This window comes from Nisaea acidiphila (assembly GCF_024662015.1).
Lineage (GTDB): Bacteria > Pseudomonadota > Alphaproteobacteria > Thalassobaculales > Thalassobaculaceae > Nisaea > Nisaea acidiphila.
In genome coordinates this window covers 3,232,274-3,257,434 of the sequence record NZ_CP102480.1, presented here as the reverse complement: position 1 = coordinate 3,257,434, position 25,161 = coordinate 3,232,274, and the positions used below count along the sequence as shown (strand labels likewise).

The 25,161-nt window shown below is 64.5% G+C and carries 23 protein-coding genes; 13 read left to right on the top strand and 10 right to left on the bottom strand.

Annotated features, from left to right (window positions below; genetic code table 11):
- The first annotated feature begins 16 nt into the window (after positions 1–16).
- The 8 genes from NUH88_RS15160 to NUH88_RS15125 all read left to right on the top strand — a co-directional run bounded on the left by NUH88_RS15160 (position 17) and on the right by NUH88_RS15125 (position 8,383).
- Positions 17–529, top strand: a complete 513-nt coding sequence (locus NUH88_RS15160; RefSeq protein ID WP_257767242.1) for a PAS domain-containing protein — start codon at positions 17–19, stop codon at positions 527–529.
- A gap of 111 nt (positions 530–640) precedes the next feature.
- Complete coding sequence (locus NUH88_RS15155; RefSeq protein ID WP_444329678.1) at positions 641–1,933, top strand: sarcosine oxidase subunit beta family protein; 1,293 nt, start codon at positions 641–643, stop codon at positions 1,931–1,933.
- 11 nt (positions 1,934–1,944) lie between these two features.
- Entirely contained in the window at positions 1,945–2,301 is a 357-nt protein-coding gene (locus tag NUH88_RS15150) for a sarcosine oxidase subunit delta (protein WP_257767241.1), read from the top strand.
- Positions 2,298–5,309, top strand: a complete 3,012-nt coding sequence (locus NUH88_RS15145; RefSeq protein WP_257767240.1) for a sarcosine oxidase subunit alpha — start codon at positions 2,298–2,300, stop codon at positions 5,307–5,309. The genes NUH88_RS15150 and NUH88_RS15145 overlap by 4 nt, the downstream gene beginning before the upstream one ends.
- Complete coding sequence (locus NUH88_RS15140) at positions 5,302–5,904, top strand: sarcosine oxidase subunit gamma (protein WP_257767239.1); 603 nt, start codon at positions 5,302–5,304, stop codon at positions 5,902–5,904. The genes NUH88_RS15145 and NUH88_RS15140 overlap by 8 nt, the downstream gene beginning before the upstream one ends.
- A gap of 10 nt (positions 5,905–5,914) precedes the next feature.
- A complete protein-coding gene (locus NUH88_RS15135) occupies positions 5,915–6,703 on the top strand; it encodes a metallophosphoesterase family protein (protein WP_257767238.1) in 789 nt (262 codons plus the stop codon).
- Between the two features lie 78 nt (positions 6,704–6,781).
- On the top strand, positions 6,782–7,909 hold the full coding sequence (locus NUH88_RS15130; RefSeq protein WP_257767237.1) for an alanine racemase: 1,128 nt from the start codon (positions 6,782–6,784) through the stop codon (positions 7,907–7,909).
- A gap of 72 nt (positions 7,910–7,981) precedes the next feature.
- Entirely contained in the window at positions 7,982–8,383 is a 402-nt protein-coding gene (locus NUH88_RS15125; protein WP_257767236.1) for a DUF805 domain-containing protein, read from the top strand.
- Positions 8,384–8,472: 89 nt separating this feature from the next.
- Here NUH88_RS15125 and NUH88_RS15120 read toward each other — a convergent pair whose 3' ends face one another.
- Complete coding sequence (locus NUH88_RS15120; RefSeq protein WP_257767235.1) at positions 8,473–10,065, bottom strand: trimethylamine methyltransferase family protein; 1,593 nt, start codon at positions 10,063–10,065, stop codon at positions 8,473–8,475.
- A 252-nt stretch (positions 10,066–10,317) separates the two neighbouring features.
- On the opposite strand from NUH88_RS15120, the gene NUH88_RS15115 reads away from it, so the two are divergent.
- Positions 10,318–11,142 (top strand): hypothetical protein, encoded by an 825-nt coding sequence (locus NUH88_RS15115; protein WP_257767234.1) that lies wholly within the window; start codon positions 10,318–10,320, stop codon positions 11,140–11,142.
- A 191-nt stretch (positions 11,143–11,333) separates the two neighbouring features.
- The gene (locus NUH88_RS15110) at positions 11,334–11,741 is read left to right on the top strand and encodes a hypothetical protein (RefSeq protein WP_257767233.1); all 408 of its coding nucleotides are present in this window, start codon (positions 11,334–11,336) and stop codon (positions 11,739–11,741) included.
- Positions 11,742–11,799: 58 nt separating this feature from the next.
- On the opposite strand, the gene NUH88_RS15105 is transcribed toward NUH88_RS15110, so the two are convergent.
- From NUH88_RS15105 to NUH88_RS15085, 5 genes are all read right to left on the bottom strand, one after another.
- Complete coding sequence (locus tag NUH88_RS15105; protein WP_257767232.1) at positions 11,800–11,952, bottom strand: hypothetical protein; 153 nt, start codon at positions 11,950–11,952, stop codon at positions 11,800–11,802.
- Positions 11,953–12,136: 184 nt separating this feature from the next.
- Complete coding sequence (locus tag NUH88_RS15100; protein WP_257767231.1) at positions 12,137–12,898, bottom strand: hypothetical protein; 762 nt, start codon at positions 12,896–12,898, stop codon at positions 12,137–12,139.
- 135 nt (positions 12,899–13,033) lie between these two features.
- Positions 13,034–13,528 (bottom strand): isoprenylcysteine carboxyl methyltransferase family protein, encoded by a 495-nt coding sequence (locus NUH88_RS15095; protein WP_257772226.1) that lies wholly within the window; start codon positions 13,526–13,528, stop codon positions 13,034–13,036.
- Between the two features lie 15 nt (positions 13,529–13,543).
- Positions 13,544–14,587 carry a type III polyketide synthase gene (locus NUH88_RS15090; protein ID WP_257767230.1) on the bottom strand — a complete coding sequence of 348 codons (1,044 nt, stop codon included), beginning with the start codon at positions 14,585–14,587 and terminating at the stop codon, positions 13,544–13,546.
- 88 nt (positions 14,588–14,675) lie between these two features.
- Complete coding sequence (locus NUH88_RS15085; protein WP_257767229.1) at positions 14,676–15,530, bottom strand: NAD(P)H-binding protein; 855 nt, start codon at positions 15,528–15,530, stop codon at positions 14,676–14,678.
- 109 nt (positions 15,531–15,639) lie between these two features.
- Between NUH88_RS15085 and NUH88_RS15080 the strand changes: the two genes are divergently transcribed.
- The gene (locus NUH88_RS15080) at positions 15,640–16,290 is read left to right on the top strand and encodes a TetR/AcrR family transcriptional regulator (protein WP_257767228.1); all 651 of its coding nucleotides are present in this window, start codon (positions 15,640–15,642) and stop codon (positions 16,288–16,290) included.
- Between the two features lie 189 nt (positions 16,291–16,479).
- The gene (locus tag NUH88_RS15075) at positions 16,480–19,452 is read left to right on the top strand and encodes a DUF4347 domain-containing protein (RefSeq protein WP_257767227.1); all 2,973 of its coding nucleotides are present in this window, start codon (positions 16,480–16,482) and stop codon (positions 19,450–19,452) included.
- Between the two features lie 83 nt (positions 19,453–19,535).
- Here NUH88_RS15075 and NUH88_RS15070 read toward each other — a convergent pair whose 3' ends face one another.
- On the bottom strand, positions 19,536–21,953 hold the full coding sequence (locus NUH88_RS15070) for a GcvT family protein (RefSeq protein WP_257767226.1): 2,418 nt from the start codon (positions 21,951–21,953) through the stop codon (positions 19,536–19,538).
- A gap of 204 nt (positions 21,954–22,157) precedes the next feature.
- On the opposite strand from NUH88_RS15070, the gene NUH88_RS15065 reads away from it, so the two are divergent.
- Positions 22,158–22,574 carry an SRPBCC family protein gene (locus NUH88_RS15065; RefSeq protein ID WP_257767225.1) on the top strand — a complete coding sequence of 139 codons (417 nt, stop codon included), beginning with the start codon at positions 22,158–22,160 and terminating at the stop codon, positions 22,572–22,574.
- On the opposite strand, the gene NUH88_RS15060 is transcribed toward NUH88_RS15065, so the two are convergent.
- From NUH88_RS15060 to NUH88_RS15050, 3 genes are read right to left on the bottom strand one after another with little or no spacing between them, the layout of a single operon-like run.
- Entirely contained in the window at positions 22,571–23,770 is a 1,200-nt protein-coding gene (locus NUH88_RS15060; RefSeq protein WP_257767224.1) for an MFS transporter, read from the bottom strand. The genes NUH88_RS15065 and NUH88_RS15060 overlap by 4 nt on opposite strands.
- On the bottom strand, positions 23,767–24,198 hold the full coding sequence (gene rnhA, locus NUH88_RS15055; RefSeq protein ID WP_257767223.1) for a ribonuclease HI: 432 nt from the start codon (positions 24,196–24,198) through the stop codon (positions 23,767–23,769). The genes NUH88_RS15060 and rnhA overlap by 4 nt, the downstream gene beginning before the upstream one ends.
- Positions 24,198–25,157 carry a homoserine kinase gene (locus NUH88_RS15050; protein WP_257767222.1) on the bottom strand — a complete coding sequence of 320 codons (960 nt, stop codon included), beginning with the start codon at positions 25,155–25,157 and terminating at the stop codon, positions 24,198–24,200. Before NUH88_RS15050 ends, rnhA begins: the two co-directional genes overlap by 1 nt.
- Positions 25,158–25,161 lie beyond the last annotated feature (4 nt).

Sequence of the window (25,161 nt, the reverse complement as noted above, 5' to 3'; positions counted from 1 at the left end):
CCAAGGATAAGAAAAATTGTCGTATCCGGAGGAAGCTCCCAAACCGCGTACTTGGCGGTTCGACACTGATCTCACCCTGTCGTTTCAAAGCAAGGAAATCACGGAATTCCACAGTTTGTGGCGGTCGCTTTCGAAGAACGGCGAGTTGCCCGACAGGAAGCAGCTCGATCCACTCGACCTGAAATCTATCCTGCCGCACGTATTCATTATTGGGGTCAGCTACGAGCCGAGACCACGCTTCACTTATCGTCTGGTCGGCACGCAGATCGTCGAAACACTGGGGCGCGACTCCACCGGCATCTCGCTCGAAGAGATCCACGCCACTACACCCGAGGTGATCCAGAGTCTTGTGAGCGCGGTCGACAGTCGTCGTCCGCTACGAACATTCGGATCGGTCTCCTGGATCGACAAGGAGTTTCTCGACTTCGAAACCGGGGTGTTTCCCTTCCTCACCGACGGCGACCGGATCGGCCAGCTGGCCGGCGCCACCGTCTATCATCCAAGCCGGCGACGCGACGGGAACGCCTAGCTTGTTCCAACACCGTCATCACTGGTCGTGCCGGAACAACTTGCCCTAGACAGCAGAGACTACGGTCCGGATCATTCTGACGTTTCAGGGTCCTGACGGGGGCAATTGGCGATGAAGGGTTCCGCGAGCGGCATGCGGGCACTGAAGGGCGGCTCGTCCCGCTATTCGATCTTCGCACTGGCGCGCAATGCGCTCAGCTATCACGAAAACTGGCAGAAGGCCTGGCGCTCGCCGGAGCCAAAGCCGGAATATGACGTGATTATCGTCGGCGGCGGCGGCCACGGTCTCGCGACCGCTTACTATCTCGCCTCGATCCACGGCATCCGGAACATTGCCGTGATCGAGAAGGGCTGGATCGGCGGAGGCAATACCGGCCGGAACACGACCATCATCCGCTCCAACTATCTCTGGGACGAGAGCGCAGGCATCTACGAGCACGCGCTGAAGCTCTGGGAAGGGCTGACGCAGGAGCTGAACTTCAACGTCATGTTTTCTCAGCGCGGAGTTCTCACCCTCGCCCACTCAGAGCACGAGCTGAAGGAAATGCGCCGACGGGTCGAGGCGATCCGCCTCAACGGCATCGACAGCGAGGTGATGACCCCGGCCCAGATCAAGAAGCTGGTGCCGATCATCGATACTTCGCCGACCTTGCGCTATCCGGTCATGGGCGGCTTCATCCAAAAACGCGGCGGCACCGCGCGGCACGACGCCGTGGCCTGGGGCTATGCCCGCGCGGCCGACGATCTCGGCGTCGACATCATCCAGAATTGCGAGGTCACCGGCATCCTGCGCGAAGGCGGCAAGGTGACCGGCATCGAGACCAGCCGCGGTACCATCAAGGCGAAGAAAGTGGGCTGCGTGACCGCGGGCCATTCAGGAGTGGTTGCCGAGATGGCGGGCCTGCACCTGCCGATCGACTCCCGTCCGTTGCAGGCGCTGGTGTCCGAGCCGATCAAGCCCTGCCTCGACACGGTGATCATGTCGAACGCGGTGCACATGTATATCAGCCAGTCCGACAAGGGCGAGCTGGTGTTCGGCGCCGGGGTCGACAGCTACAATTCCTACAGCCAGCGCGGCAGCGTCCCGACGGTCGAGGGCCTGCTCGCCGCCGGTGTCGAGCTCTACCCGATCATCTCCCGGCTACGCGTGCTGCGCACCTGGGGCGGCATCGTCGACACCTGCCCGGACGCCTCGCCGATCATCTCGAAGACATCGGTCGACGGTCTCTATTTCAATTGCGGCTGGGGCACCGGCGGCTTCAAGGCGACGCCGGGCTCGGGTCACGTCTTCGCCGACCTGATCGCACGGGACGAGCCGAACAAGATTGCGGCGCCGTTCAGCCTGAAGCGGTTCGAAACCGGATATCTGATCGACGAGCACGGCGCCGCCGGCGTCGCGCACTAGGGAGACACGACATGTTGCAGATCACCTGTCCCTGGTGCGGGCCGCGGGACGACAACGAGTTCCATTATGGCGGCGAGGCTCATATCAGCCGGCCGCTCGATGCCGGCAAACTGAGCGACGCGGAATGGGCCGAGTACCTGTTTCTGAAGCAGAACCCGAAGGGCCCCTTCACCGAGCGCTGGTCGCACAGCGCCGGGTGCCGTCGCTGGTTCAACGTGGTGCGCAATACCGCCACCGACGAGATCATCGAGACCTATCCGATGGGCGAACTGCCGAAGAGCCCGGAGGGCATCAAGGCCTATGAAGAGAACTGGCGCCGCGACAGCGCCGCCGAACAGAACGCGAAAGCGGGAGCCTCTGGCAAATGAGCGGGCAATCCTTCCGTATCCGCGACAAGGGTCGCATCGACCGGACGAAGCCGGTTCGCTTCTCCTTCGACGGCAAGAGCTACGAGGGCTACGAGGGCGACACGCTCGCCTCCGCCCTGCTTGCCAACGGCGTGCATCTTGTCGGCCGCAGCTTCAAGTATCACCGTCCGCGCGGCATCCTCGGCGCCGGCTCTGAAGAACCGAACGCGCTGATCCAGCTCGGCGCCGGCAACAAGACCGAACCGAACCTGCGCGCGACCCAGATCGAAATCTTCGACGGGCTGCAGGCCGAGAGTCAGAATCGCTGGCCCTGCCTGAAATATGACGTCGGGGCGATCAACTCGGTGTTCCACCGGCTGCTGCCGTCCGGCTTCTACTACAAGACCTTCATGTGGCCGGCGTCGCTCTGGATGACCTACGAGCACGTGATCCGGAATGCCGCCGGGCTCGGAAAGGCGCCAAAGGACCGCGATCCGGACCGCTACGAGAAAATGCATGCCCATGCCGACGTGCTGGTGGTGGGCGGGGGCCCTGCCGGTCTCGCCGCCGCGCTCGCGGCTGGCAGGAACGGCGCCCGCGTGATCCTGATGGAAGAGACCGCGGACTGGGGCGGCGCCCTGCTCTCGGAAAACGACAGCGAGATCGACGGCAAGGCGCCGGCACGCTGGGCGGCGGAGACGGTCGCCGAGCTGGAAGCCATGCCCGACGTGACCCTGGTCAAGCGTTGCACCGTTACCGGCTATTACGACCACAACTACCTGACGGCGCTGGAACGGGTGAGCGACCATCTCGGCGCGGCACCGGAGCATACGCCGCGGCAGCGGCTCTGGAAGATCCGGGCGAAACGCGTGGTGCTGGCGACCGGCGCCCTCGAGCGGCCGCTGGTCTTCTCCGATAACGACCGTCCGGGCGTTATGCTCTCCTCCGCCGTGCGGACCTATGTGAACCGCTATGGCGTGCTGCCGGGCCGCAAGGTGGTGATCTTCACCAACAACGACGACGCCTACCGCACCGCGCTCGCGATCGAGGAGGCGCACGGCAAGGTCGCGGCCATCGTCGATGCACGGACCAAGGTTTCCGGAGCGCTTGCCGACGCGGCCCGTGCCAAGGGGATCACGATCTACGAGAACCACGGCATCGTCTCCGTGCAGGGCAAGAACAGGGTGAGCGGCATCGAGGTCATGCAGCTCGATGCGACCGGTGCCGGCGTCACCGGCTCGGCCAAGTCGGTGAACTGCGATCTCGTCGCCATGTCCGGCGGCTGGAATCCGACCGTGCATCTTTTCTCGCAGGCCAAGGGCAAGCTCGCCTGGAATGACGAGATGGCCGCCTTCCTGCCGGGTACGGCAAGCCAGGCGCTCGCCAGCGCCGGCGCCTGCAACGGGACCTTCGCCCTTGCCGACGCCCTGAAGGAAGGGCTCAAGCTCGGTGCCGAGGCGGCCCGCGAGGCCGGTTTCAAGGGCCGCGCGCCCGCCGCGCCGAAATCGAGCGAGCCGGAACAGGGCGCGCTCCGCCCGCTCTGGATCGCACCGGGCAAGGCGAAACTCGGCCGCAAGGGCAAGCATTTCGTCGACTTCCAGAACGATGTGACCGCCGCGGACGTGCAGCTCGCCGCCCGCGAGGGATACCGCTCGGTCGAGCACCTGAAGCGCTACACGACGACCGGCATGGGCACCGACCAGGGCAAGACCTCGAACGTCAACGCGCTGGCGATCCTCTCCGACGTACTCGCCTCCGAGATCCCCGCGACCGGCACGACGACCTTCCGCCCGCCCTATACACCGGCCACCATCGGCGCCTATACCGGGCGCAATGTCGGGCCGCTCTTCGAGCCGGTGCGCAAGACCCGGATCGACGAGTGGGCGCGGTCGAACGGCGCCAAATTCGAGCATGTCGGCCAGTGGATGCGCGCCTGGTACTTCCCGAAAGCGGGCGAGACTTTCCGCCAGGCGATCGACCGCGAGGTGAAGGCGGTGCGCGACTCTGTCGGCATCCTCGACGCCTCGACCCTCGGCAAGATCGACATCCAGGGTCCGGACGCCGCCGAGTTCCTCAACCGCATCTACACCAACGCTTGGGCGAAACTCGGCGTCGGGCGCTGCCGCTACGGGCTGATGCTGAAGGAAGACGGCATGGTCATGGATGACGGCGTCACCACCCGCATCGGCGATAACCATTTCCATATGACCACCACCACCGGCGGCGCGGCAAACGTGCTTTCCTGGCTGGAGGAATGGCATCAGACGGAATGGCCGGAGCTGAAGGTCTTCTTCTCCTCGGTGACCGAGCAATGGTCGGTCGTCGCCGTGAACGGCCCGAAGAGCCGTGCGCTGATGGAAAAGCTCTGCTCCGATATCGACTTCTCCACCGAGGCCTTCCCTTTCATGTCGATGAAGGAAGGCACGGTCGCCGGCATTCCGGCGAAGATCTACCGGATCTCCTTCACCGGCGAATTGTCCTTCGAGGTGAACGTGCCGGCCCGCTACGGCCTCGCCCTCTGGGAGGCGCTGATGGAGGCGGGCAAGGAATTCGACATCACGCCCTACGGCACCGAGACCATGCACGTGCTGCGCGCCGAAAAGGGCTTCATCATCGTCGGGCAGGAAACCGACGGCACGGTGACGCCCCTCGATCTCGGCATGGACTGGATCGTCTCCAAGAAGAAGCCGGACTTCATCGGCAAGCGCTCCCTCGAACGCGAGTCGATGGCGGCCGAGGACAGGAAACAGCTTGTCGGCCTGCTGACGGAGGATCCGAACGTGGTGCTGCCGGAAGGCGGGCACGTGGTGGAAAACCTGAAACCCGAACCGCCGATGGAGATGCTGGGGCACGTGACGTCGAGCTACTACAGCCCGAATTGCGGCCGTTCCATCGCCATGGCGCTGATCAAGGGCGGACACAAACGGCACGGCCAGACCCTGCATGTCCCGCTTGAGGACAAGGTCGTGAAAGTGACGGTGACCGAACCCCGGTTCTTCGATCTGGAAGGAGAGCGGATCAATGGCTGATCTGGCAGACCTGAAGACGCGCTCCGCGCTCGCCCCGCTCGACATCATCCATGGCGGCCCGGCCGATGCGGGCGTCGTGCTGACCGAGATCCCGTTCCGCTCCAAGCTGGTGCTGCGCGGCCATCTCTCGGAAAAGGCTTTCGTCTCGGCCATCAAATCCGTCCTCGGTGCCGTCCCCCCGGCGGAGGCCAACACGGTCGCCGCCACGAAGGATGTCCGCATCCTCTGGACCGGCCCCGACGAGTGGATGGTCTATGGCGACGATACGGAACTCGCGGGCAAGCTCGCCACGGCACTCGACGGCCAGCATGCCGCGGTCACCGAGGTGACCGAGCACCACACCATGATCCGGCTCTCCGGCCGCCATGCCCGCGACGTCATGGCCAAGGGCTGCGCCATCGACCTGCATCCGCGCGAATTCGGCGCCGGACGCTGTACCCAGAGCCATATCGGCCGCATCACCGTGCTGTTCGACCAGATCGACGAGACACCGACCTACGACATTCTCGTGCGCGCGAGCTTTGCCGAATACCTCTGGACCTATCTGGAAGATGCCGGGCTGGAATTCGGGGTCCGAATAGAAAATCTGGGCTGAACCACATCCGGTGCGTTACACTCGCGCCATGAAGTTCGCCGCCATCGCCGATATCCACGGCAACAGCCTCGCCCTTGAGGCGGTCCTCGCCGATATCAGGAATCAGGGAATCTCCGAGATCGTCAATCTCGGGGATTTCTTCAGCAGCCCGCTCGATGCGGAGGGCACAGCCGAACTCCTGCGCGGCATCGACGCGGTCTCGATCCGCGGCAATCACGACCGTTGGCTTATCGAGCAGGCGCCCGAGGAGATGGGCAAGTCGGACCGCATCGCGCACGATCAGCTTGGCTCGGACACGCTGGACTGGATCCGCGAGCTCCCGGCGACCCTGATCTGGCGCGACGAAATCTTCCTCTGCCACGGCACGCCGGAAGACGACAACACCTACTGGCTCGAACAGGTGACGCAGGACGGACGGGTACGCAGCGCCGCGCTGAAGGATATCGAGGCGCGGGCACAGGGTATCGAGCAGAAACTGATCCTCTGCGCCCACACGCACCTGCCGCGCACCGTGGCGCTTGCGGACGGACGCCTGATCGTCAATCCGGGCAGCGTCGGCTGCCCCGCCTATATCGATATCGAGCCGGCGCCTCATAAGGTTCAGGCCGGCAATCCGAACGCCTGCTACGCAATCCTGGAGCAACAAGGCGAGGACTGGTCGGTCACGCACCGGCACGTGCCCTACGATCATCTGGAGATGTCCCGGATCGCGATGGAGCGCGGCAGCCCGTCCTGGGCGGAAGGCCTCGCCACCGGCTGGATCAGCAACGAGACTTTCGCGGCAATCGCCGGGCGCTGATCAGGCGGCTTGCCCCGTGCCTGCCGGCGGGCCTAGGCTGCCGCTCCTCCCGAGCCACCCGCTTCAAGAGCCTCCGCGATGAAACTCTCCGACCTTCAGACCCCCTGCCTGATCCTCGACAAAACGCGACTGGCACGGAACTGTTCCCGCATGTCCGCACGCGCGGCCGAACTCGGCGTCGCGCTCCGGCCGCACATGAAGACCGGCAAGTCGGCGGAGATCGCGAAGCTCGCGACGGCGGGCCAGCCCGGCGGCGTCACTGTTTCGACGCTGGCCGAGGCGGAATATCTCTTTGAGCATGGCTTCCCGGATATCCTCTACGCGGTATGCATCCCGCCCTCGAAGCTGGACCGCGCGGCGGCCCTGACCGCGAAAGGCGCCGACCTGAAGATCCTGATCGACAGCCTGGAGGCGGCCGAGGCGATCGCCGCCCATCCGGGCCGCCATTCGGTAATGATCGAGGTGGATTGCGGCGAGCACCGCACCGGCGTCGATCATGACAAGGCCCTGCTGCTGGAGATCGCCCTCATCCTCGCCGACGCCGAACGCGCCACCCTTGCCGGTGTCATGACCCATGCCGGCCATTCCTATCGCGGCCGAACGCCGGACGACATGCGCGCCGTCGCCGCGACGGAACGGGACAGCGCAGTCGCGGCGGCGGAAGCGCTGCGCGCCGAAGGACTCGCCTGCCCCATCGTCAGCGTCGGCTCCACCCCGACGGCGCTCTATGCCGATCATCTGGAGGGCGTGACCGAGATGCGCCCGGGCGTCTATACGCTGGGCGATCTCTTCCAGGCCGGCATCGGCTCCCACGGGATCGAGGACATTGCGTCCTCCGTCGTCGCCAGCGTGATCTCGCACAACAGAGGGCGCGGCACGCTGATGCTGGATGCGGGCGGCATCGCCCTCTCCAAGGACCGCTCGACCGAGGCGCTCGGCGAGAGCGGCGACATGGGCTTCGGTCTACTTGCGGATCTCGAAACCGGCACCCCGCTGGACGGCCTCACCATCCGCGGCACCCACCAGGAGCATGGCGAGGTCGCGGTCGGCGACCCGGCGCTCTACGACAAGCTGCCGATTGGCGCAAAGGTGCGCGTCCTGCCGAACCATGTCTGCATGACGGTCGCGGCCTATGAGGGATACGAAGTATTCGCGGAAGGCTCGGACGAGATCGTCGCGCATTGGAAGCGGCGAAATGGGTGGTGAGCCACGTCACAAAACATGTTTCCGAACAAGGCGATACTGCTCGGGAACATGATAACACATTGGGGGCCGGCCATGAATTTCATCGAAGCCACTTCGACCTGCTTCAAAAAGTACGCAACCTTCCGTGGCCGGGCGAGACGATCAGAGTACTGGTACTTCTTTCTTGCGCTATTCATCGCAGGCCTCATTGCCGACGCACTCGATACGCATTTCCTCAAGAGCGTGGGATTGTATGGGCCGTTCGATGCCATACTGACGTTGGTTGTGATCTTGCCGTCAATCTCCGTGAGCGTTCGCCGGCTTCACGACATCAATCAAAGCGGCTACTGGCTGCTGATCCTGTTTGTCCCGATAGTCGGTTGGGTGGCGTACTTTTTCATGACGATACAGGACGGTACGATTGGCCCGAACCCTTACGGAAATGATCCGAAAGGAAGAGAAGCACCAGCCACGATGCCAACGGGCGAAAGCTGACGTTACATCTAACCGGAGCAGCCCCCCGCAAGATCCAGCTGAAAAGCAGGCGCAACGGCCAGTAAACCGCCGCGCTGCCATCACTCAGATCAAATATTCGAGTCCGGGAAGCTCGCCTTGCGCTTCGCCATGAACTCGACCAGCGCCTCGTCCATCGCCGGATCGATTTCCGGCGCCTGATATTCCGCCAGCATGGTCTTCACCCGGTCGCCCATGCGCGTGTAGGCGTCCCGGGAGCCTTCGGCTGCCCACTGTTCGTAGGTGTTGTTGTCCGCCACCTGGGAGCGGAAGAATGCGGTCTCGAAATTCGCCTGGGTATGGGCGCAGCCGAGGAAGTGCTTGCCGGGGCCGACCTCGCGGATCGCGTCCATCGCCTGGCCGTTCTCCGTGATGTCCACGCCGCCGAGCAGGGTCGGCATCATGGCGAGCTGGTCGGCATCCATCAGCAGCTTCTCGTAGGAGGCGACGAGCCCGCCCTCGAGCCAGCCGGCCGCATGGAGCACGAAATTGACCCCGCCCATCACCGTCGGGTTCAGGGTTTGCGCCGACTCGTAGGCCGCCTGCGCATCCGGGGACTTGGAGCCGCAGAGCGAGCCGCCGGAGCGGAACGGAACGCCGAGACGGCGGGCGAGCTGAGCGCAGCCATAGAGCACCATGGCCGGCTCCGGCGTGCCGAAGGTCGGCGCGCCGGACTGCATGGAGATCGAGCTGGCGAAAGAGCCGAAGATCACCGGCGCGCCGGGGCGCACGAGCTGGGTGAAGGCAATGCCGGCCATCGCCTCGGCCAGCGTCTGCGCCAGCGTGCCCGCCACCGTCACCGGCGACATCGCGCCGGCGAGAATGAAGGGCGTGGTGATGCAGGCCTGGTTGTTGCGGGCATAGGTCTTCAGCGCCCCCAGCATGGTGCCGTCCCAGACCATCGGCGAGTTGGCATTGATCAGGCTGGTGCAGACCGTGTTGTTCTCGACGAACTCGGCGCCGAACAGGATCTTCGCCATGTCCACCGTGTCCTGCGCCCGCTCCGGCGCGGTGACGGAGCCCATGAACGGCTTGTCGCTGTATTTCATGTGGGCATAGACCATGTCGAAATGCCGCTTGTTCACGGGCAGATCGACCGGCTCGCACACCGTGCCGCCGCTATGGTGCAGCGACGGCAGCATGTAGGTCAGCTTCACGAAATTCTGGAAGTCCTCGATCGTCGCATAGCGCCGGCCGCCATCGACATCGCTGACGAAGGGCGGGCCGTAGACCGGGGCGAAAATCGTGTTCTTGCCGCCGACCTCGACCGAACGGGCCGGGTTGCGGGCATGCTGGGTGAAGCTCGAGGGTGCGGTCTCCGCCAGCTTGCGGGCGAGGCCGCGCGGGATATGGACGCGCGTGCCCCGGACGTCCGCGCCGGCGTCGCGCCAGAGGGCGAGCGCCTCCTCGTCATCCTGAAACTCGATGCCGATCTCTTCCATGATGGTGTCGGCATTGGCCTCGATGATCTCAAGCGCTTCCTCGCTCAGGATCTCGTAGACCGGCACGTTGCGCGTGATGTAGGGCGCCTGGACCTGGCTCGGCCTCGCGCGGAGTGCCCGGCGCGCCTCGCGTCCGCCGCCTCCGCCGCGCCCGCGGCGTCCACGTCCCTCGGCCGGAGCGGCCTCGGTTCCAGTCACTTCGAGATCCGGTGCAGCGGCCATCTCGGCTTCCTCCAGAAGACACTTTGTTCAGCCGATATGATCACGATTGGAGGCACGAACTTTCTAATGCGCGTCACTCCCTGTCGGACTTTGACCAAGATCAGGCAAATTCGGCCACTTCACCAAGCTGCGAGGGGCTGCGCTTCGCCATTGAACCGAAGGTCCGGCGGTGAGAAGCTGGGTCAAACGCAAAAGCCGGAAACCCGCGCCGCTCCGGCGCGCCAATCCGGCCCGAACAGGAGGAAATGCCCCATGTTCCGTCAGATTGCGTCCCTCACCCTTACCGCCGGCCTTCTGGCAGGATTCGGCACGGCGGAAACCCGTGCGGCCGCGAAGACGGCCGAACTTCCGCAGGTGCTCGGCCTCGTCGCGACCAAGCTCCCGGTACCGCTGGATTGCGCGGACGGCGCCTGCAGCGGTTTCTTCTCCGCCTTCTGCCTGCAGGAACAGCGCCCGAAGCCGAGTGAAGGCCATGTCTACGACGCCGCCGGCCAGGGCGACATCACCATGGTCGTGGCCAAGAACGACGGCAGCATCGCCGAATTCTCCGCCGCCGGCCTTCTGCATTTCGAGAGCACCGGCGCCTATACCTCCGTCCGGATCTCAATGGACGCGGCCCGCCTCGCCTCGCTGGATGCCGCGTCCGTCTCGCTCCGCGTGCCGCGCCGGGTCTCCCTGCTGCCGCGCGCCGAGCCTTCCATTGCCGCCCGGCCGAGCGCCAAGGATCTGGAAGCGGCCAATGGCGAGCAGCGGGTGCTGGCCGAGGGTTATTTCGAGAACGGCTCGCCCCGCGCCGATGCCGGCGCCATGATGTCCCGTCTGATCAACCTGCTGCCGGCCGGTGGGTACGCCGCACAGCCATTGCGCGACGGGGTCTGGGGAAAGGCGGCGAGCCCAACCAGCCTGAAAGCCTTCTCGCCCGCAGGCATCGAGAAGGCGCGCGAAGCCTATGACCGCTGCAAGGCTTACGGCGACCAAGGCTACAAGGTGCGGTTGCGTGGCTGCCTCGAGAACAGTCACGACGAACTGATGAAGATCCTGAACGACAAGTACTGGGATGGCAGCGCCGGATTCTGACTTCGGCAACGCCCCGACGGGCCATCCGGTTGCGTCAATGACAGCCGGACCGGAAGCTCCTCCGGCCCGGTTTCTGCCGCATTGCAGCAACCCTGAAAAAATTAGGCTCAATCCTGCTGGACAGACATCCGCGAGTCACCATAAGGTACGCACACAAACAACCATTGCCTGACCAAAAAGGCTCTTCTGGAATGCATCAATTGCGGCTCGTCGAAAATCAACCGCACCAGGTTCTCTGGCGCGAAACGGATTTTGCGGATGATATTCCCGCAACCGCGATGGCCGCGCTCGCCGCTTACTATCCTCTCGCCCGCTGCCCCGATCGCAGTGTGGTCGAACAGTGGATCGCCGCGGAGCCCAGCCTATTCGGACCGCAGTTCGCCATGTTCCAAACCGTCGAAGACGGCGTGGAACTCGTCATGCATGGCAAGGATGTCTGCTCCAAGATCGTCGAGACCCTGATCCATATTATCGAGCGCGATGTTCTCGGTACCGAGGACGGCGCACGGCGTTACGAGATCGAAACCGAGGAACGGCGGGACGCAACGCTGCTCCCCCTGTTCCAGAACGCGGGGCTGTGCCTGGCGGTCGTGATCTGATGTCTGCCGCCTACCAGCTCGAAATAATCCAAGGAACAGACCCGGCCGTCGTCATCTCCTACGACCAGCTGGATTTCCGCCTCGGAACGGATAACCAGCTCGCGGAAGTCTTCACCATGTCCGCGCGCGCGGGCAAGCCCGGCATGCCGAGCCTGAAGGGCATCTCCTTCAACGAGGTCTCGAAACGCGCACCGGACGTGTTGCCTTTCATCCATATCCTGAAGACATCCGACGAGCCCGCCACCTTCGAATTCGAACGCCTCGGTTTCGGCACGCGCTTCCATGGCGGCGGGCAACCGCGGTATTTCGGCGAGACTGTCCCACATCTCGGACCCAAACTTTGGAGCAGCCTCGCCCGTCTCTATGCGGATGCGGCCTTCCGCGGCCGCACTTCCCTATCCGAAATTCACGCCAGCGCCGGCGGCGAGTGGTTCGCGTACCGCAGGCTGGTGATGCCGCTCTCTTCCAATGGTCGCGACGTCGACAAGATTCTGTGCGCGGTTATCCATAATACTTTCGAGTTCGAAGGCCTGCTGCCCAGCGATCTCGTCGGCATTGATGTCGATAACGAACAGCCCATCCGCCTGTCCGGTCGGTCGGAAAGCACCTGACAGCGCGAGCCAGGACCGGGAAAATCCATAAATCCGGTTGGCGAAGCCCGCATTCGCAAGCCCGGTCAGGATGATCCCGCAATGGCGGTCGACCCCCCAATGCATTACGGAAAGGGCGCGCACAAGCCTGGGGAGCACCCAGGAAAGACCGGTTTTACGGGCTTTCGGGTGGACCCAGAGGCCGCCCGCATGGCCAATCTTACCCGTCAACCGGGTGCCGAGTTCGTGCCGCTCGTAAGGTGCCGCGAACATGCCGGTCCCCTCGACGAAACCAACGAAATCCTCCGTTTCGATCAAGCGGTCGCAGATGATCGCCACAGTTTGCGCGTTCTTGTTAGATACCCGGAGCCAGAATGCGTCTCCCGGCAGAAATTCCGCTTTTGCGGGGTCGAACATGCTTGAGACCGCGGTCGTCGCCGGCGCGGTCTGCATGATGTGTTTCCACTCCCCCATGTCGTTCTCGATCGAGATACGATAGCCGGAACGGACCAAGAGAGACATGGTCTCGCGGTAGTAGGAACGCGCAGTATCGATTTTGTTTAACATGCCGAGTCTCCTTTGCTGACAGAAGGCACCATAGCATGTGCGACACACTCGTTTATGTCGCGATATCGCCAATGAGCGGTCCTCGAAAAGCCCTGGAAACTCAATGGTACAGTGCCTTGAAGAGACCTCTTCGGGTCAGCGCCGCTCGGCCAGAACGCTCTCCTCGGCGCGGATCCGGTAGGCGAGCAGAACGAGGTTCGCGAAGGCGAAAAGCAGGGCCAGGTCCCACGCCCCGAAGGTAAGCGGCAAAAGCGGAATTTCGACGGCGACCAACAGGTAGTTCGGATGCCGGATCCAGCGATAGGGCCCCGTGCGGATCAGCGGAGTCCCGGGAAGGGTGACGATCCGCGTCGTCCAGTAGCGCCCGAGCGAGCGGATGATCCAAAGCCGAACAAACTGCAGGGATACGAACAACGTCATCAGGACCGGCTCCGGCGGGCGCGCCGGGTGCACGAGAAAAAACAAGGCCAGAAGCCAGGAGCCATGCAGAAGAACGAAGAAAGGATAATGGCCGGGATGCCGTTCCTCGCCGCCGGCACCGAGCAAGCGTTTCAGGTTGCGCCGCGCATGCGCAAGTTCGGCCACCCGGAGCAGGGCCACCGCGAGAACCGTCCATTGCGCCCAGCCCATATCCACGATAGCCGCCTAACCTTCCAGAACAACAAATCCGGTCGTGAAACCGGGACCGAGCGCCTGCAGCAGGACCGTCTCTCCCTGCACGCCCGCATCGAGCATGCGGTCGAGAACGAACAGCACCGTCGCCGCCGACATGTTGCCGTAGTCGCGAAGCACCGCTCTGGAGGTCTCAAGACCGCCTTCCGGCAATCCATAAGCCTCTTCCAGTGCCGCCGCCACCTTCGCGCCGCCCGGATGACAGGCGAAGCGGGTGATATCCGGAAGCCCGAGACCGTGGGAGGCGAGAAACCGGTCGGTTTCCGCCCGCATGCCGGTGCGGACGATCTCCGGGATCTGCGGGCTGAAGATCACGCCGAAACCGTCCTCCTCGACCGACCAGCCCATCACGTCGAGCGAGTCCGGCCAAGTGTGCTCGCCCCATGCCTTAACACAGGTCCCCCGCCCTCCGCCGCGTAGCACCGCCGCCGCCGCGCCGTCGCCGAACAGCGCGGTCGCCACCTGGTTCGACTTGCCGGTATCGCGCCATCGGAAAGTCAGGCTGCAGAGCTCGACCACGACGAGAAGCACGGTCTCGCCCTCCCGGGCCGCCGCCAACTGGGCCGCCCGCCCGAGCCCGAGGACGCCACCCGCGCATCCGAAACCGAAGAGCGGCACCCGCTTCACGTCGTCACGGAACCCGACCCGCCGGAGCAACCTCGCATCCAGGCTCGGCGTGGCGATCCCGGTGCTGGAAACGGTCACCAGCGTGTCGACATCTCCCGGATCGAGACCGGCGCGTTCCAACGCCCGCCCCGCCGCTTCGGCGAGGAGTTTCTCCGCCGTCCCGAGATAGATCGCGTTCGCCTCTTTCCAGCTGCGCGGCTTCCCGAACCAGTCGAGAGGAACGGACAGATAGCGGGTCTCGACACCGGCATTGCCATAGACCGGCGCCAGCCGCGCGAAGGCCGGCGCGCGCTCCTCGAATATCCGGCGGGCGTGGGCGAGAGCCTCGCCCTGTCTCAGGCGGTGACGGGGCACCGCGGTCGCGACGCTCAAAAGACGCGGGATGATCATGCCATGAAATGTGCGCCTATTCCGGCGCACGGCAAATGAAAAACCCGCGACGGCCGGCAACTATCCGCCGGTCTTTCCGAGACCCGGCCTAAGCGATCGCCTGCTGCGGTTCCGACCAGACACCTCTCATGGCTGTTCGCGACACATAGCCCGCGAAGCTTCCCGGTTCCCGCCCGAGGGCCTGACGGACACCGTCGGTCGAATTGGCATTCCGCCCGTCGAGTACGGTGGTGAAGAGATAGAGCAATAACGAAATCTCTTCCGGCGAGACGCCCGCACCGCGAAGCATCCCCGCATAGTCGTCCGGAGATACCCGCCTGAAACCGATCCGCCGTCCCGCTGCTTCCGAAATCGCCGAGACCGCTTCCTCGAAACTGAGAAGATCGGGGCCCGTCACTTCATAGAGCTTGCCCGAATGCCCCGGCATCGTCAGGGCTGCGACCGCAACGGCGGCGATATCCTCCACATCGACGAACGGCTCCTTGACGGAGTTTACCGGCAGAGCCAGTTCCCCCGTCTTCAGCGCGTCGTAAAGGAAAGTCTCGCAGAAATTCTGCATGAACCAGCTTGCACGTATGATCGTCCAATCGGCGCCGGATTCGATCAGGGCCTGTTCCGCCTCTTCGGCCTCGGGCTCTCCGCGGCCGGAAAGCAGAACCAGTCGGGTCACCCCTTCCGCGAGTGCGACGGCCGCGAAATCCCGGATCACGTCGACGGCGCCCGGTACCGCTAGGTCGGGCTGATAGGTGATGTACACGGCCGCCGTTCCGGCAACCGCGGGCGCCCAGGTTTCCGGCGCGTTCCAGTCAAACGGCAGCGCCGCGTTCCGCGACCCGATCCGGACCGGGTATCCTCTTTCGATCAATCCCTTGACCACCCGGTGCCCCGTCTTCCCGGTCCCGCCAATGATCAGCGCCGGCGCTTCATCGATGCCTGTCTTCATCTCGACCTCCATAATGTGAGCATTCCTCATATTTTAAAATCTGATAAACTCTCACATTTACCGAGTCAACGAAATTTGCTCTGATGTGCTGGCCGTTCAGGGAGTGGTCATGTCGAAAGAACTGCCGGACTTCTCAAAAGTAACGCTGGAGAACATCTCGCTCCGGCGCATGCCGAGCCAGGCGCGTAGCCGAGCGAGGGTCGAGCAGATGCTCAATTGCGCGATCTCGGTGATCGCCGAGAAAGGCAGCGAGGCCATGACGATGAGCGAAGTGGCACGGCTCGCGGACGTCTCGATCGGCTCGCTTTACCAGTACTTCCCGGATAAGAGCGCGATCATCAGGGCGCTCGCGGAGCATTACGGCGCGGAGTGCCTCAAATGCATCCAGGACGGTTTGGCGACGGCCGGCACCCCGGACGATCTTTGCACCGCACTGGGCGAACTCATCGACGTTTATTTCGCGCTGTTCCAGGCGGAACCGGTCATCCGGGATATCTGTTCGGGCACCGAGGCGGACAAGACCCTCAGAGACATGGAAATCGCCAAGAGCCGGGAAAGCGGGGCCGTTCTATCGGAGGCGCTGTGCCGGGTGGCGCCGGGATGCGAGCCCGAGCGCGTCGCCGTGAACTGTTTCCTGATCATGCATCTCGGCGAGTCCACCATGCGGCTCGCCCTCGCGGCGGGTCCCGGGGAAGGCCGGGAGCTGGTCGAGGTCTATAAGCGGATGGCTCTGGCCGAACTGCGGCAACTCGCAGAATAGGGACGGATAGGGGCCAAGGCGAACCGCTTTAACGGTCCGTCAGACGCCGCGACCGAATTTCCAATTTTTCCAATTCTTTTCCAATTTTTCCGAAAATTCCCAAAATTCCAATAGCTTAGCAGCACGCTCGCCGACAAATTGCGCAGCCTGAGCCTTCGTACCCCCAATACAGGACGAACCGTGCGCGGCATGAATTTCAGCAAACGCTATCTCTTCATCGACCCCTCGGTCCGTCAGGCGGACCTTCTTCTCGCAGGTCTTCGCGCCGACACCCGGATCCACCGGCTGGCCGTTGCGGCTGATCCATTCGCCGAGATCGCGGCGGTGCTCACCGGAAAATCGGGCATCCGGCAGATCTCGATCCTGGCGCACGGCGCCCCGGGTACCATCGAGCTCTCCGGCCAGCGGATCGACAGCGCGGCGCTGAGACGGAACGGCCCCGCCCTCGCCCGCATCGGGTCCGCTCTGGCGCCCGGCGCCGAACTCACGCTGATCTCCTGCGAGATCGGAGCCGGACGCGCCGGAGCGGATCTGGTCGCGGCACTGGAAAAAGCGCTCGGCGTCACCGTTCGAGCCTCCTCGCTCCCGCTCGGCGGCGATGCGGGCTGGGCCGGCCTGCCCGCCGCGGCAATACTGTTCACGGGCAAAGCGCTGCACACCTACCCGGAGCGTCTTGCCGTGACCGGCGGCCCGGCCACCACCGGCAACGACACGCTGACCAGCGACGGCGACGCGGACACGATCGATGCGCTTGCCGGCAACGACATCATCAACGGCAATGGCGGCGACGACGTCATCACCGGCGGCGACGGCGCCGACACCATTTCCGGCGGGGCCGGAACCGACAACCTGATCGGCGGCACCGGGGACGACGTCTTCCATGCCACCTCCAGCGAAGTTTCGGGGCTCGCCGAAACCATCGACGGCGGAGCCGGCGGCAACGATGTGTTCTTCCTTAATGGCGGCGGCACGTTCGATCTTTCCAACGCGGTCATTTCCGGCATCGATCTCTTCACCGGTTCGGCGGCGGCGGACACCATTACCGGCACCAGCGGCGCCAACACCATCAGCAGCGGAGACGGCGCCGACCTGATCAGCGGCGCCGACGGCGCAGACCGTCTCAATGGCGGGCTCGGCAACGACATCGTCTACGGCAATACAGGCAACGACAGCCTCTCCGGCGAAGGCGGAAACGACACGCTCTATGGCGGCACCGGCAACGACTATCTCCATGCCGGGACCGGAAGCGACGTGCTTTTCGGCGGCGACGGCAACGACACTTTTGTCAGCAGCAACGACACCGCCGCCGACACCTACTATGGCGGGGCCGGGGACGATTTCACCGAGGGCTTCCGCTTCAATACCGGTGCGGTCTTCTATGGCGGCGACGGGAACGACACCGTCAAGGGACCGGGCGGCTCCCCCACCGGCATCTCCACCGGGGCGGTGCTCTACGGCGATGCCGGCGACGACGTGATCTCCTCGGACGACGGGCCGGACACGCTCTACGGCGGCACCGGCAACGACACGCTGCTCGGTGGCGACGGCGGCGACTCCGGCAAGAGCCTTGTCTACGGCGACGAGGGCAACGACGATCTCTATGCAGGCGGGCAGAGTGGACTCTCGGCCTCGGACGCTTCCACGGTCTATGGCGGCACGGGAGACGACACGCTCCATGGCGGCGGCGTGACCGGAGACATTCTCGTCGGCGGCGCCGGGGCCGACCTCTTTCTGGGGGGAGATCTCGGCGTCGCAAATCAACTGAACGGCGACACGATCTTCGGCCTCGAGATCGGCGACCGTATCTATGTCCGAAACACGGACCTGAGTTCCCTCGCCGGCACCCAGGTCGGCAGCAGCATCAGCCTCGGCGGTTCGAACGCGGTGAATATCTCGAACGCGTCCGGCAGCCTGCAGATCTCCGTCGCGTTCGACGGCACGCATTCCACCCTGAGTTTTTCCCGCTACGAGGCACCCGCCAGCACCGGCCTTACCACGACGGACCGGAGCGGCGGCGACGGATCGGAGACCAACCAGACCCTCACCAACAATACCGGATCCGACGCAACCGGCCTGCTCGTCTACGACACGGGCAGCGGCAACACCATCACCGTCACCCTGCCCGCTGGACTGTCGCTCACCCAGAGCGGTACGGGAGCGGCGGTGAGCGGCACGGCGGCGGGATCCGTCCTGACCGGGCAGGTCCAGGGCTCCGGAGCTTCGGCCGCGAACCAGGCCCTCTTCGACGGCCACGGCCAGAGCTATATCGACAGCCTCGGCGGCACCCCGCTCGACATCCGCACCATCACCTTCTCCGGCTCCAGCGGCACGCAGCAGACCGTGCAGTTCACCGGCTCCGTCTCAGGCGGCGGAGAGGCCTTCGTGATCGACACGTCCGGACTGACATCCGGCTCGACCATTCATCTCGACCGGATCGATTTCGCCGCCATCCTCGGCAACGCAACGGTCACCGGCGGCAACGGCTCCGCCTATGTCGTTGGCGACGATGCCGTGCAGCTCATCTCCCTCGATGCCGGCAACGACACGGTCGCCGCCGGCGGCGGGGCCGACACGATCCGCTCCGGCTATGGCGAGGACATCCTCTACGGCAATCAGGGCGCCGACAGTGTCTTCGGCGGCGGCGGCGTGGATACGCTCTATGGCGGCCAGGATGGGGACACCGTGCTCGGCGACAATGACGACGACGTGCTCTACGGCAATCTCGGCAACGACCTGCTTTCCGGCGGCGAGAACGAGGACGCTCTCTATGGTGGCCAGGGCGACGACGCCATCTTCGGCAATGCCGGCGAAGACACCCTGTTCGGCAATCTCGGCAACGACACGCTTTATGGCGGCAAGGGCAACGACGCGATTGCCGGCGACAGCGGAGACGACCTGATCGCCGGCAACAAGGGCGACGACACGCTCTCCGGCGGCGACGGCGCGGATGTCTTCGTCTTCAGCTTCGAGGGCGGCAACGACACGGTGACCGACTTCCAGGCCGGCTCCGACACCCTCGCGCTCGAGCCCGGGCTCGGGGTTGCCGGAGGAGCCGAAAGCGGCGGCAACACCATTGTCACCTTCTCCGACGGCGGGACCCTAACCCTGATCGGGGTCCAGAAGGCCGAACTCGCCGCCGCGACGGGATGGGAACTCGGGTAACCGCCGCTCTCTTTCTTACACCCCAACAATCGTCATCCCCACGCAAGTGGAAATGACGAACTGATAAATGGAGGAAATAACCCTCACCCCCGCATCAGCGCGCCTTTCGGGTCGTGCAGCGGCTCGGATACCCGGTGCGCTTTCAGGATCTTTCCGAGGATCTCGACTTCGAACCCGTCGGTCTTCTCGGCATATTCTTTCGGCACATAGCCGAGCGCGATGCTCTTTCCTGTCGAGTGACCGTAGCCGCCGGAGGTAACCCAGCCCACCGCCTTGCCGTCCTGGAAGATCGGCTCGTCGGCGATCGGGTCGATCTCCTCGACATCGATGGTGAGCGTGATCAGCCGGTACTTGCCGCCGCCCGCCGCCTGCTCGGCGGCCAGCGCGTCGCGGCCGATGAAGCTGTTCTTCGACATGTCGACGAACCGCTCCAGCCCGGCCTCGAAGGGCGAGTAGTCCGGCGTGAATTCGCGCAGGAACCCGGCGAAGCTTTTCTCCAGGCGGAGCGCATTCAACGCCCGTCCGCCGAAATGCTTCAGCCCGAATTCGGCTCCCGCCTCGACCAGCATGTCGTAGAGAGCGATCAGGCTGTCCTGCCGAACCCAGATTTCGTAGCCGCGCTCGCCGGTGAAGGAGAGCCTTCCGACCATCGCGTGCAGCAGGCCGATATTCATTTCCCGGAAGGACATGAAGGGCATCGCCGCCGTGGAGACGTCCTCATGCGTGACCTTCGCCAGCAGGTCCACCGCCTTCGGCCCCGCGATGGAGAGGCCGACCAGATCCTGGCAGCGGCTGCGGATCTCGACGCCGCTCTCCGGCAGATGGTCCCAGAACCAGCGCATATGGAACATCTCGGCGACGCCGGAGCCAAAGATCATGAAGCGGTTTTCGGCAAGCTTGGCGATGGTGAAGTCGCCGATGATCTTGCCTTGTGTATTCAGCATCGGCGTCAGCACGATGCGCCCAGTGTGGGGCATTTTGTTGGTCATCAGCTCGGAGAGCCAGGCCTCCGCCCCCTCGCCCGTCACCTCGTATTTGGCGAAGTTGGAGATCTCCAGCAGGCCCACGCCCTCCCGTACCGCCCGGCATTCCGCGCCCACCGGTCCGAAGGCGTTGGAGCGGCCGAAGGTCACGTTCTCCACCGGCTCGGTGCCTTCCGGCGCGAACCAGAGCGCGTGCTCCAGCCCATAGGAAGCACCGAACACCGCGTTCTTCGCCTTCAGCCGGTCATAGATCGCGGTCATCCGGAGCGGACGGCCCGCCGGCAGTTCCTCGTTCGGGAAGGTGATCGAGAAGCGGCGGGAATAGTTCTCCTTCACCTTCTCGTAGGTGTAGCCCTTGGTCGCGTAATTGCCGAAGCGGGCGCAATCCATGGCGAAAACGTCCATGTCCGGCTCGCCCTCGATCATCCACTGGGCGAGCGCGAGGCCGACCCCGCCGCCCTGGCTGAAGCCGGCCATGACGCCGCAGGCGAGATACATGTTCTTCAGCCCCGGCACCGGGCCGACCAGCGGATTGCCGTCGGGCGCGAAGGTGAAGGGCCCGTTGATCATCGATTTCACACCGGCATTCGCGAGGAACGGGAAATGCTGGTAGGCGACATCGAGCGAGGGCGCGATGCGGTCGAGATCCGGCTGCAGAAGCTCATGGCCGAAATCCCACGGCGTCTGGTGCGGCGACCAGGGCACGCAGGCCTTCTCGTAAGTCCCGAGCAGAAAGCCCTGGCCCTCCTGGCGGGTATAGATCTCCGCCTCGAAATCGATCAGGTGCGGTAGCTCCGCCTCGAGCGCCTTGATCTCGTCCAGCGGCTCGGTGATCAGGTAATGGTGCTCCATCGCGAGCACCGGCAGCTCCAGCCCGACCATCCGGCCGACCTCGCGGGCCCAGAGGCCGCCCGCATTCACCACTTTTTCGCAGCGGATTGTGCCTTTGTCGGTGACGACGGACCAGGTGCCGTCCTTCTCCGCGACCAGTTCCTCGACCTTGGTGTGGCGATAGATCTCCGCCCCGCCCTTGCGCGCCGAAATGGCATAGGCGTTGGTCACGCCGGAGGGGTCGATATGGCCCTCGTTCGGATCGTAGACCGCGCCGACGAAATGCTTCGCGTCGCAGAGCGGATGCAGGCGCTGCACCTCGTCGAGTGAGATGAAGTCGATATCGAGGCCCATATATTTGGACTTCGCGACCATGGTTTTCAGGTAGTCGACGCGCTCCTGGGTGCCCGCTGCCATGATCCCGCCGGAGAGATGAACCCCGGTCGCCTGGCCGGATATCTCCTCGATCTCCTTGTAGAGGTCGATGGTGTATTTCTGCAGCTTGGTGACGTTCGGATCGCTGTTCAGCGTGTGCATGCCGCCCGCCGCGTGCCAGGTCGAGCCGGAGGTCAGCTCGCTGCGCTCCACCAGCACCACGTCTTTCCAGCCGAGCTTGGTCAGATGATAGAGAACCGAACAGCCGACGACGCCCCCGCCGATGACCACGACCTGCGCATGCGATTTCATTTGCCTCTCCCCTTTCCGCCGGCGCGCCCGGCAGATGACTGCAGAGGCTAGTCGATCAGGTCCCGCCCGCCAACGCGAGCCGGGCGGCGACAAAGCTTCGGTGCCCCGCGTCGCATATGGAGCATTGCTCCTTTTGCCCTAGGGGCTTTGCGGGTTCCGCGGCGGGCGCTACCCTCGGTGGCAGAAAAGTCGCGGGAGGACATGATGGCGACAGTCGATATGAGCGTGAAACTGGCGGCTCCGGCCGCCGATGTGTGGGCAGTCGTCGGGGATTTCCTTAACATCCACCAATGGCATCCGGCGGTCGACAGGATCGAGGCGATCGGTGCCGGCGGGATCCGGCGTGTCCATAGCGGCAACGGCGGACCGGTCTTCGACGAGGTCCAGCTCGAACGGGACGACGAAGGCCGGCGGATGCGCTACGCCATTGTCGGCAAGCCCTTCCCGATGGAGAACTATTCCGCCTGGATGAGTGTCGAGGACTCCGATGGCGGCTCGATCGTCCGCTGGCATTCCGCCTTCGCCCCGGACGAAGGCGCCGAGGAGAAGGCCGCCGGCATCGTGAAGTTCATCTACAAGAGCGGCTTCGACGCGCTGCTGGAACGATTCGGCGCCGGTTAGCGCTCCCGGTCCACGGCGCGCACCAACACCGTCACCGCAAGCCCCGCGATCCCGAGGCCGATCATCGGCAGGTGGCCGTTCGACCAGCCGCCGAAATAGGTCACCACGGTCGCGAAGATCGGGGCCGCCAGCAGATTGCCGAGATTGGAGCCGTGCACCACCACGCCGCTGCAGGTCGCGACCTCGGCGGAGGATCGGGCATGGGCCGGCGCGCCGGAGAGACAGGCCGCCGGCAGGACTCCGCAGATGCAGGACATGGCCACCGCCGCCGGCACCCGGAGCGCATCCGGCGCCGTACCCGCGAAGACGAACCAGGCGGTGCCAAGGACACCGAGGAAACTGATGGCGATGATGCTCCAGCGCGGCACGTTCCGGTGCATGAGCCAGGCCGCGCCGAGATTTCCGACCACGTTCACCAGAACGACGAGCGCGCCGATCAGGGCCGCGCTTTCCAGCGAATATCCCAGCCGCTCCAGCAGGAAGGTCGGCATCCAGGTCATCAGCGCAAAGATCGCGCAGGCATAGAGAAAGAAGGACAGCGCGAACAGGTAGGGGCCGGGCAGGCGCAGGGTCTCCGCGACATCCCTCAGACCGCGACCGCGGCGCGGGCCCGGAACATCCGGCCAGTGCGCCGGACGGACCAGAATGGCAAGCAGGACCGCGACGGCAAGGCAGATCGCCGCGTCCGCCAGCCAGAGCCCGCGCCATCCGGGCCCATTGAGAAAGATCGGCGCGGCCACCATCGCGATCGCGGCCCCCACCGGGAAATAAGCCGACCAGATGCCGAGCGCGAGCGACCGGTCGCGCGGTACGGCGGCGGCGACGATCAAGGTTGGCGCCGAGATCGAGGCGCCGAGGAAACCGAGGCTCTCCAGAGCACGTCCGGCGAACAGCAGAGCCGTGGAACCGGAGAGCGCGCCGAGCGCGGAGCCGGCGGCCATGACCAGCATCGAGACAACCAGCAGACGGGCAGGCCCCACCCGGTCGGTCGCCATACTCATGCCGATGGCGAAGAGCGCTGCGAAAAGATGCAGGAGAGAGGCAAGCCAGCCACCGCCGACCAGCGTGAGGCCGAGATCGGTACGGAGTTCGGGGAGCGCCGGCGGCACCTTGCCGACCTGCAGCGCCGCGATCACTCCGGCGCCGACGGCCAGCGTGACGATGTCCCAGCGGGTCCTCTCGTCCGGGGCGGTCACGGAATCGCGTTGCGGGCCAGCTCGTCCGCGCGTTCGTTCTCCGGGTGGCCGGCATGGCCCTTCACCCAGTGCCAGGCGATCTCGTGCCGTGCCGCCGCCTCGTCCAACCGCTGCCAAAGTTCGACATTCTTCACCGGCTTCTTGTCGGCCGTGCGCCAGCCGCGCTTCTTCCAGCCGTGGATCCACTTGGTGATGCCGTCGCGGACATAAACGCTGTCCGTATAGAGATCCACGTGCATGGATCGCTTCAACGTCTCCAGCGCAGTGATCGCCGCCATCAGCTCCATGCGGTTGTTGGTCGTTTCCTTATCGCCGCCGGAAAGTTCCTTCTCGGCATCGCCATAGCGCAGGATCGCCCCCCAGCCACCGGGCCCCGGATTGCCGCTGCAGGCGCCGTCCGTATAGATCTCGACCTTTTTTCCGGACATCAGATGCCGTAGCCCGCGCTCGAAGTGACGGACTGATGGAAGCTCAGCTTGCGGTGGTACTCCATCGGGTCCTTCGGTTTCACGAAGGCGCCCTCCGGATGGTTGATCCAGTCATAGAGCCGGGTCAGCAGAAACCGCGTAGCGGAGCCCCGGGCCAGCACCGGCAGCGCCGCCATTTCCGCGTCAGAGAGTTTGCGGACCGCGTCGTAGGAGGAGATCATCTGCCGCGCCTTGGTCACGTTGAAGCTGCCGTCCGTCTCGAAGCACCAGGCGTTCAAGCAGATCGCGAGGTCGTAGACCAGCATGTCGGTGCAGGCGAAATAGAAATCGATGAAGCCGGACACCTTGTCGCCGAGGAAGAAGACATTGTCCGGAAAGAGATCCGCATGAACCACGCCGCGCGGCAGGTCCTTCGGCCAGTTCTGCTCAAGGAAGGTGATTTCCTGCTCAAGGAAGGCATAAAGCCCCGGCTTCACGCCGTCGGATTGCGGACCGCAGGACTCCAGGAGGGGGCGCCATGAAGCGACGGAGAGATTGTTCTCCCGCACCATCGAAAAATCGCCGCCGAGATCGTGCATCCGCGCCAGCTCGCCACCGAGCGCGTAACAATGCGCGGGGCTGACCTTGCGATGCCAGACTCCGTCGAGAAATGTCACCACCGCCGCCGGTCGGTCGTTCAGCGAGGCCAGCATCTCTCCGGAGCGAGTCCGCACGGGCTCAGGACAGGACAGCCCCTTCGCCGAGAGATGGTTCATCAGATTGAGGAAGAACGGCAGGTCATCCGGATCGACCCGCTTCTCGTAGAGCGTGAGGATGTAGGTGCCGGTCGTCGTGCGGACCATGAAGTTCGAGTTCTCTACCCCTTCCGCGATGCCGGCGAAGGAGAGCGGATCGCCGATATCGTATGCTTTCAGGAAGGTTTCGAGATCGTCGTCGGAAACGGAGGTATAGACGGCCACGGAC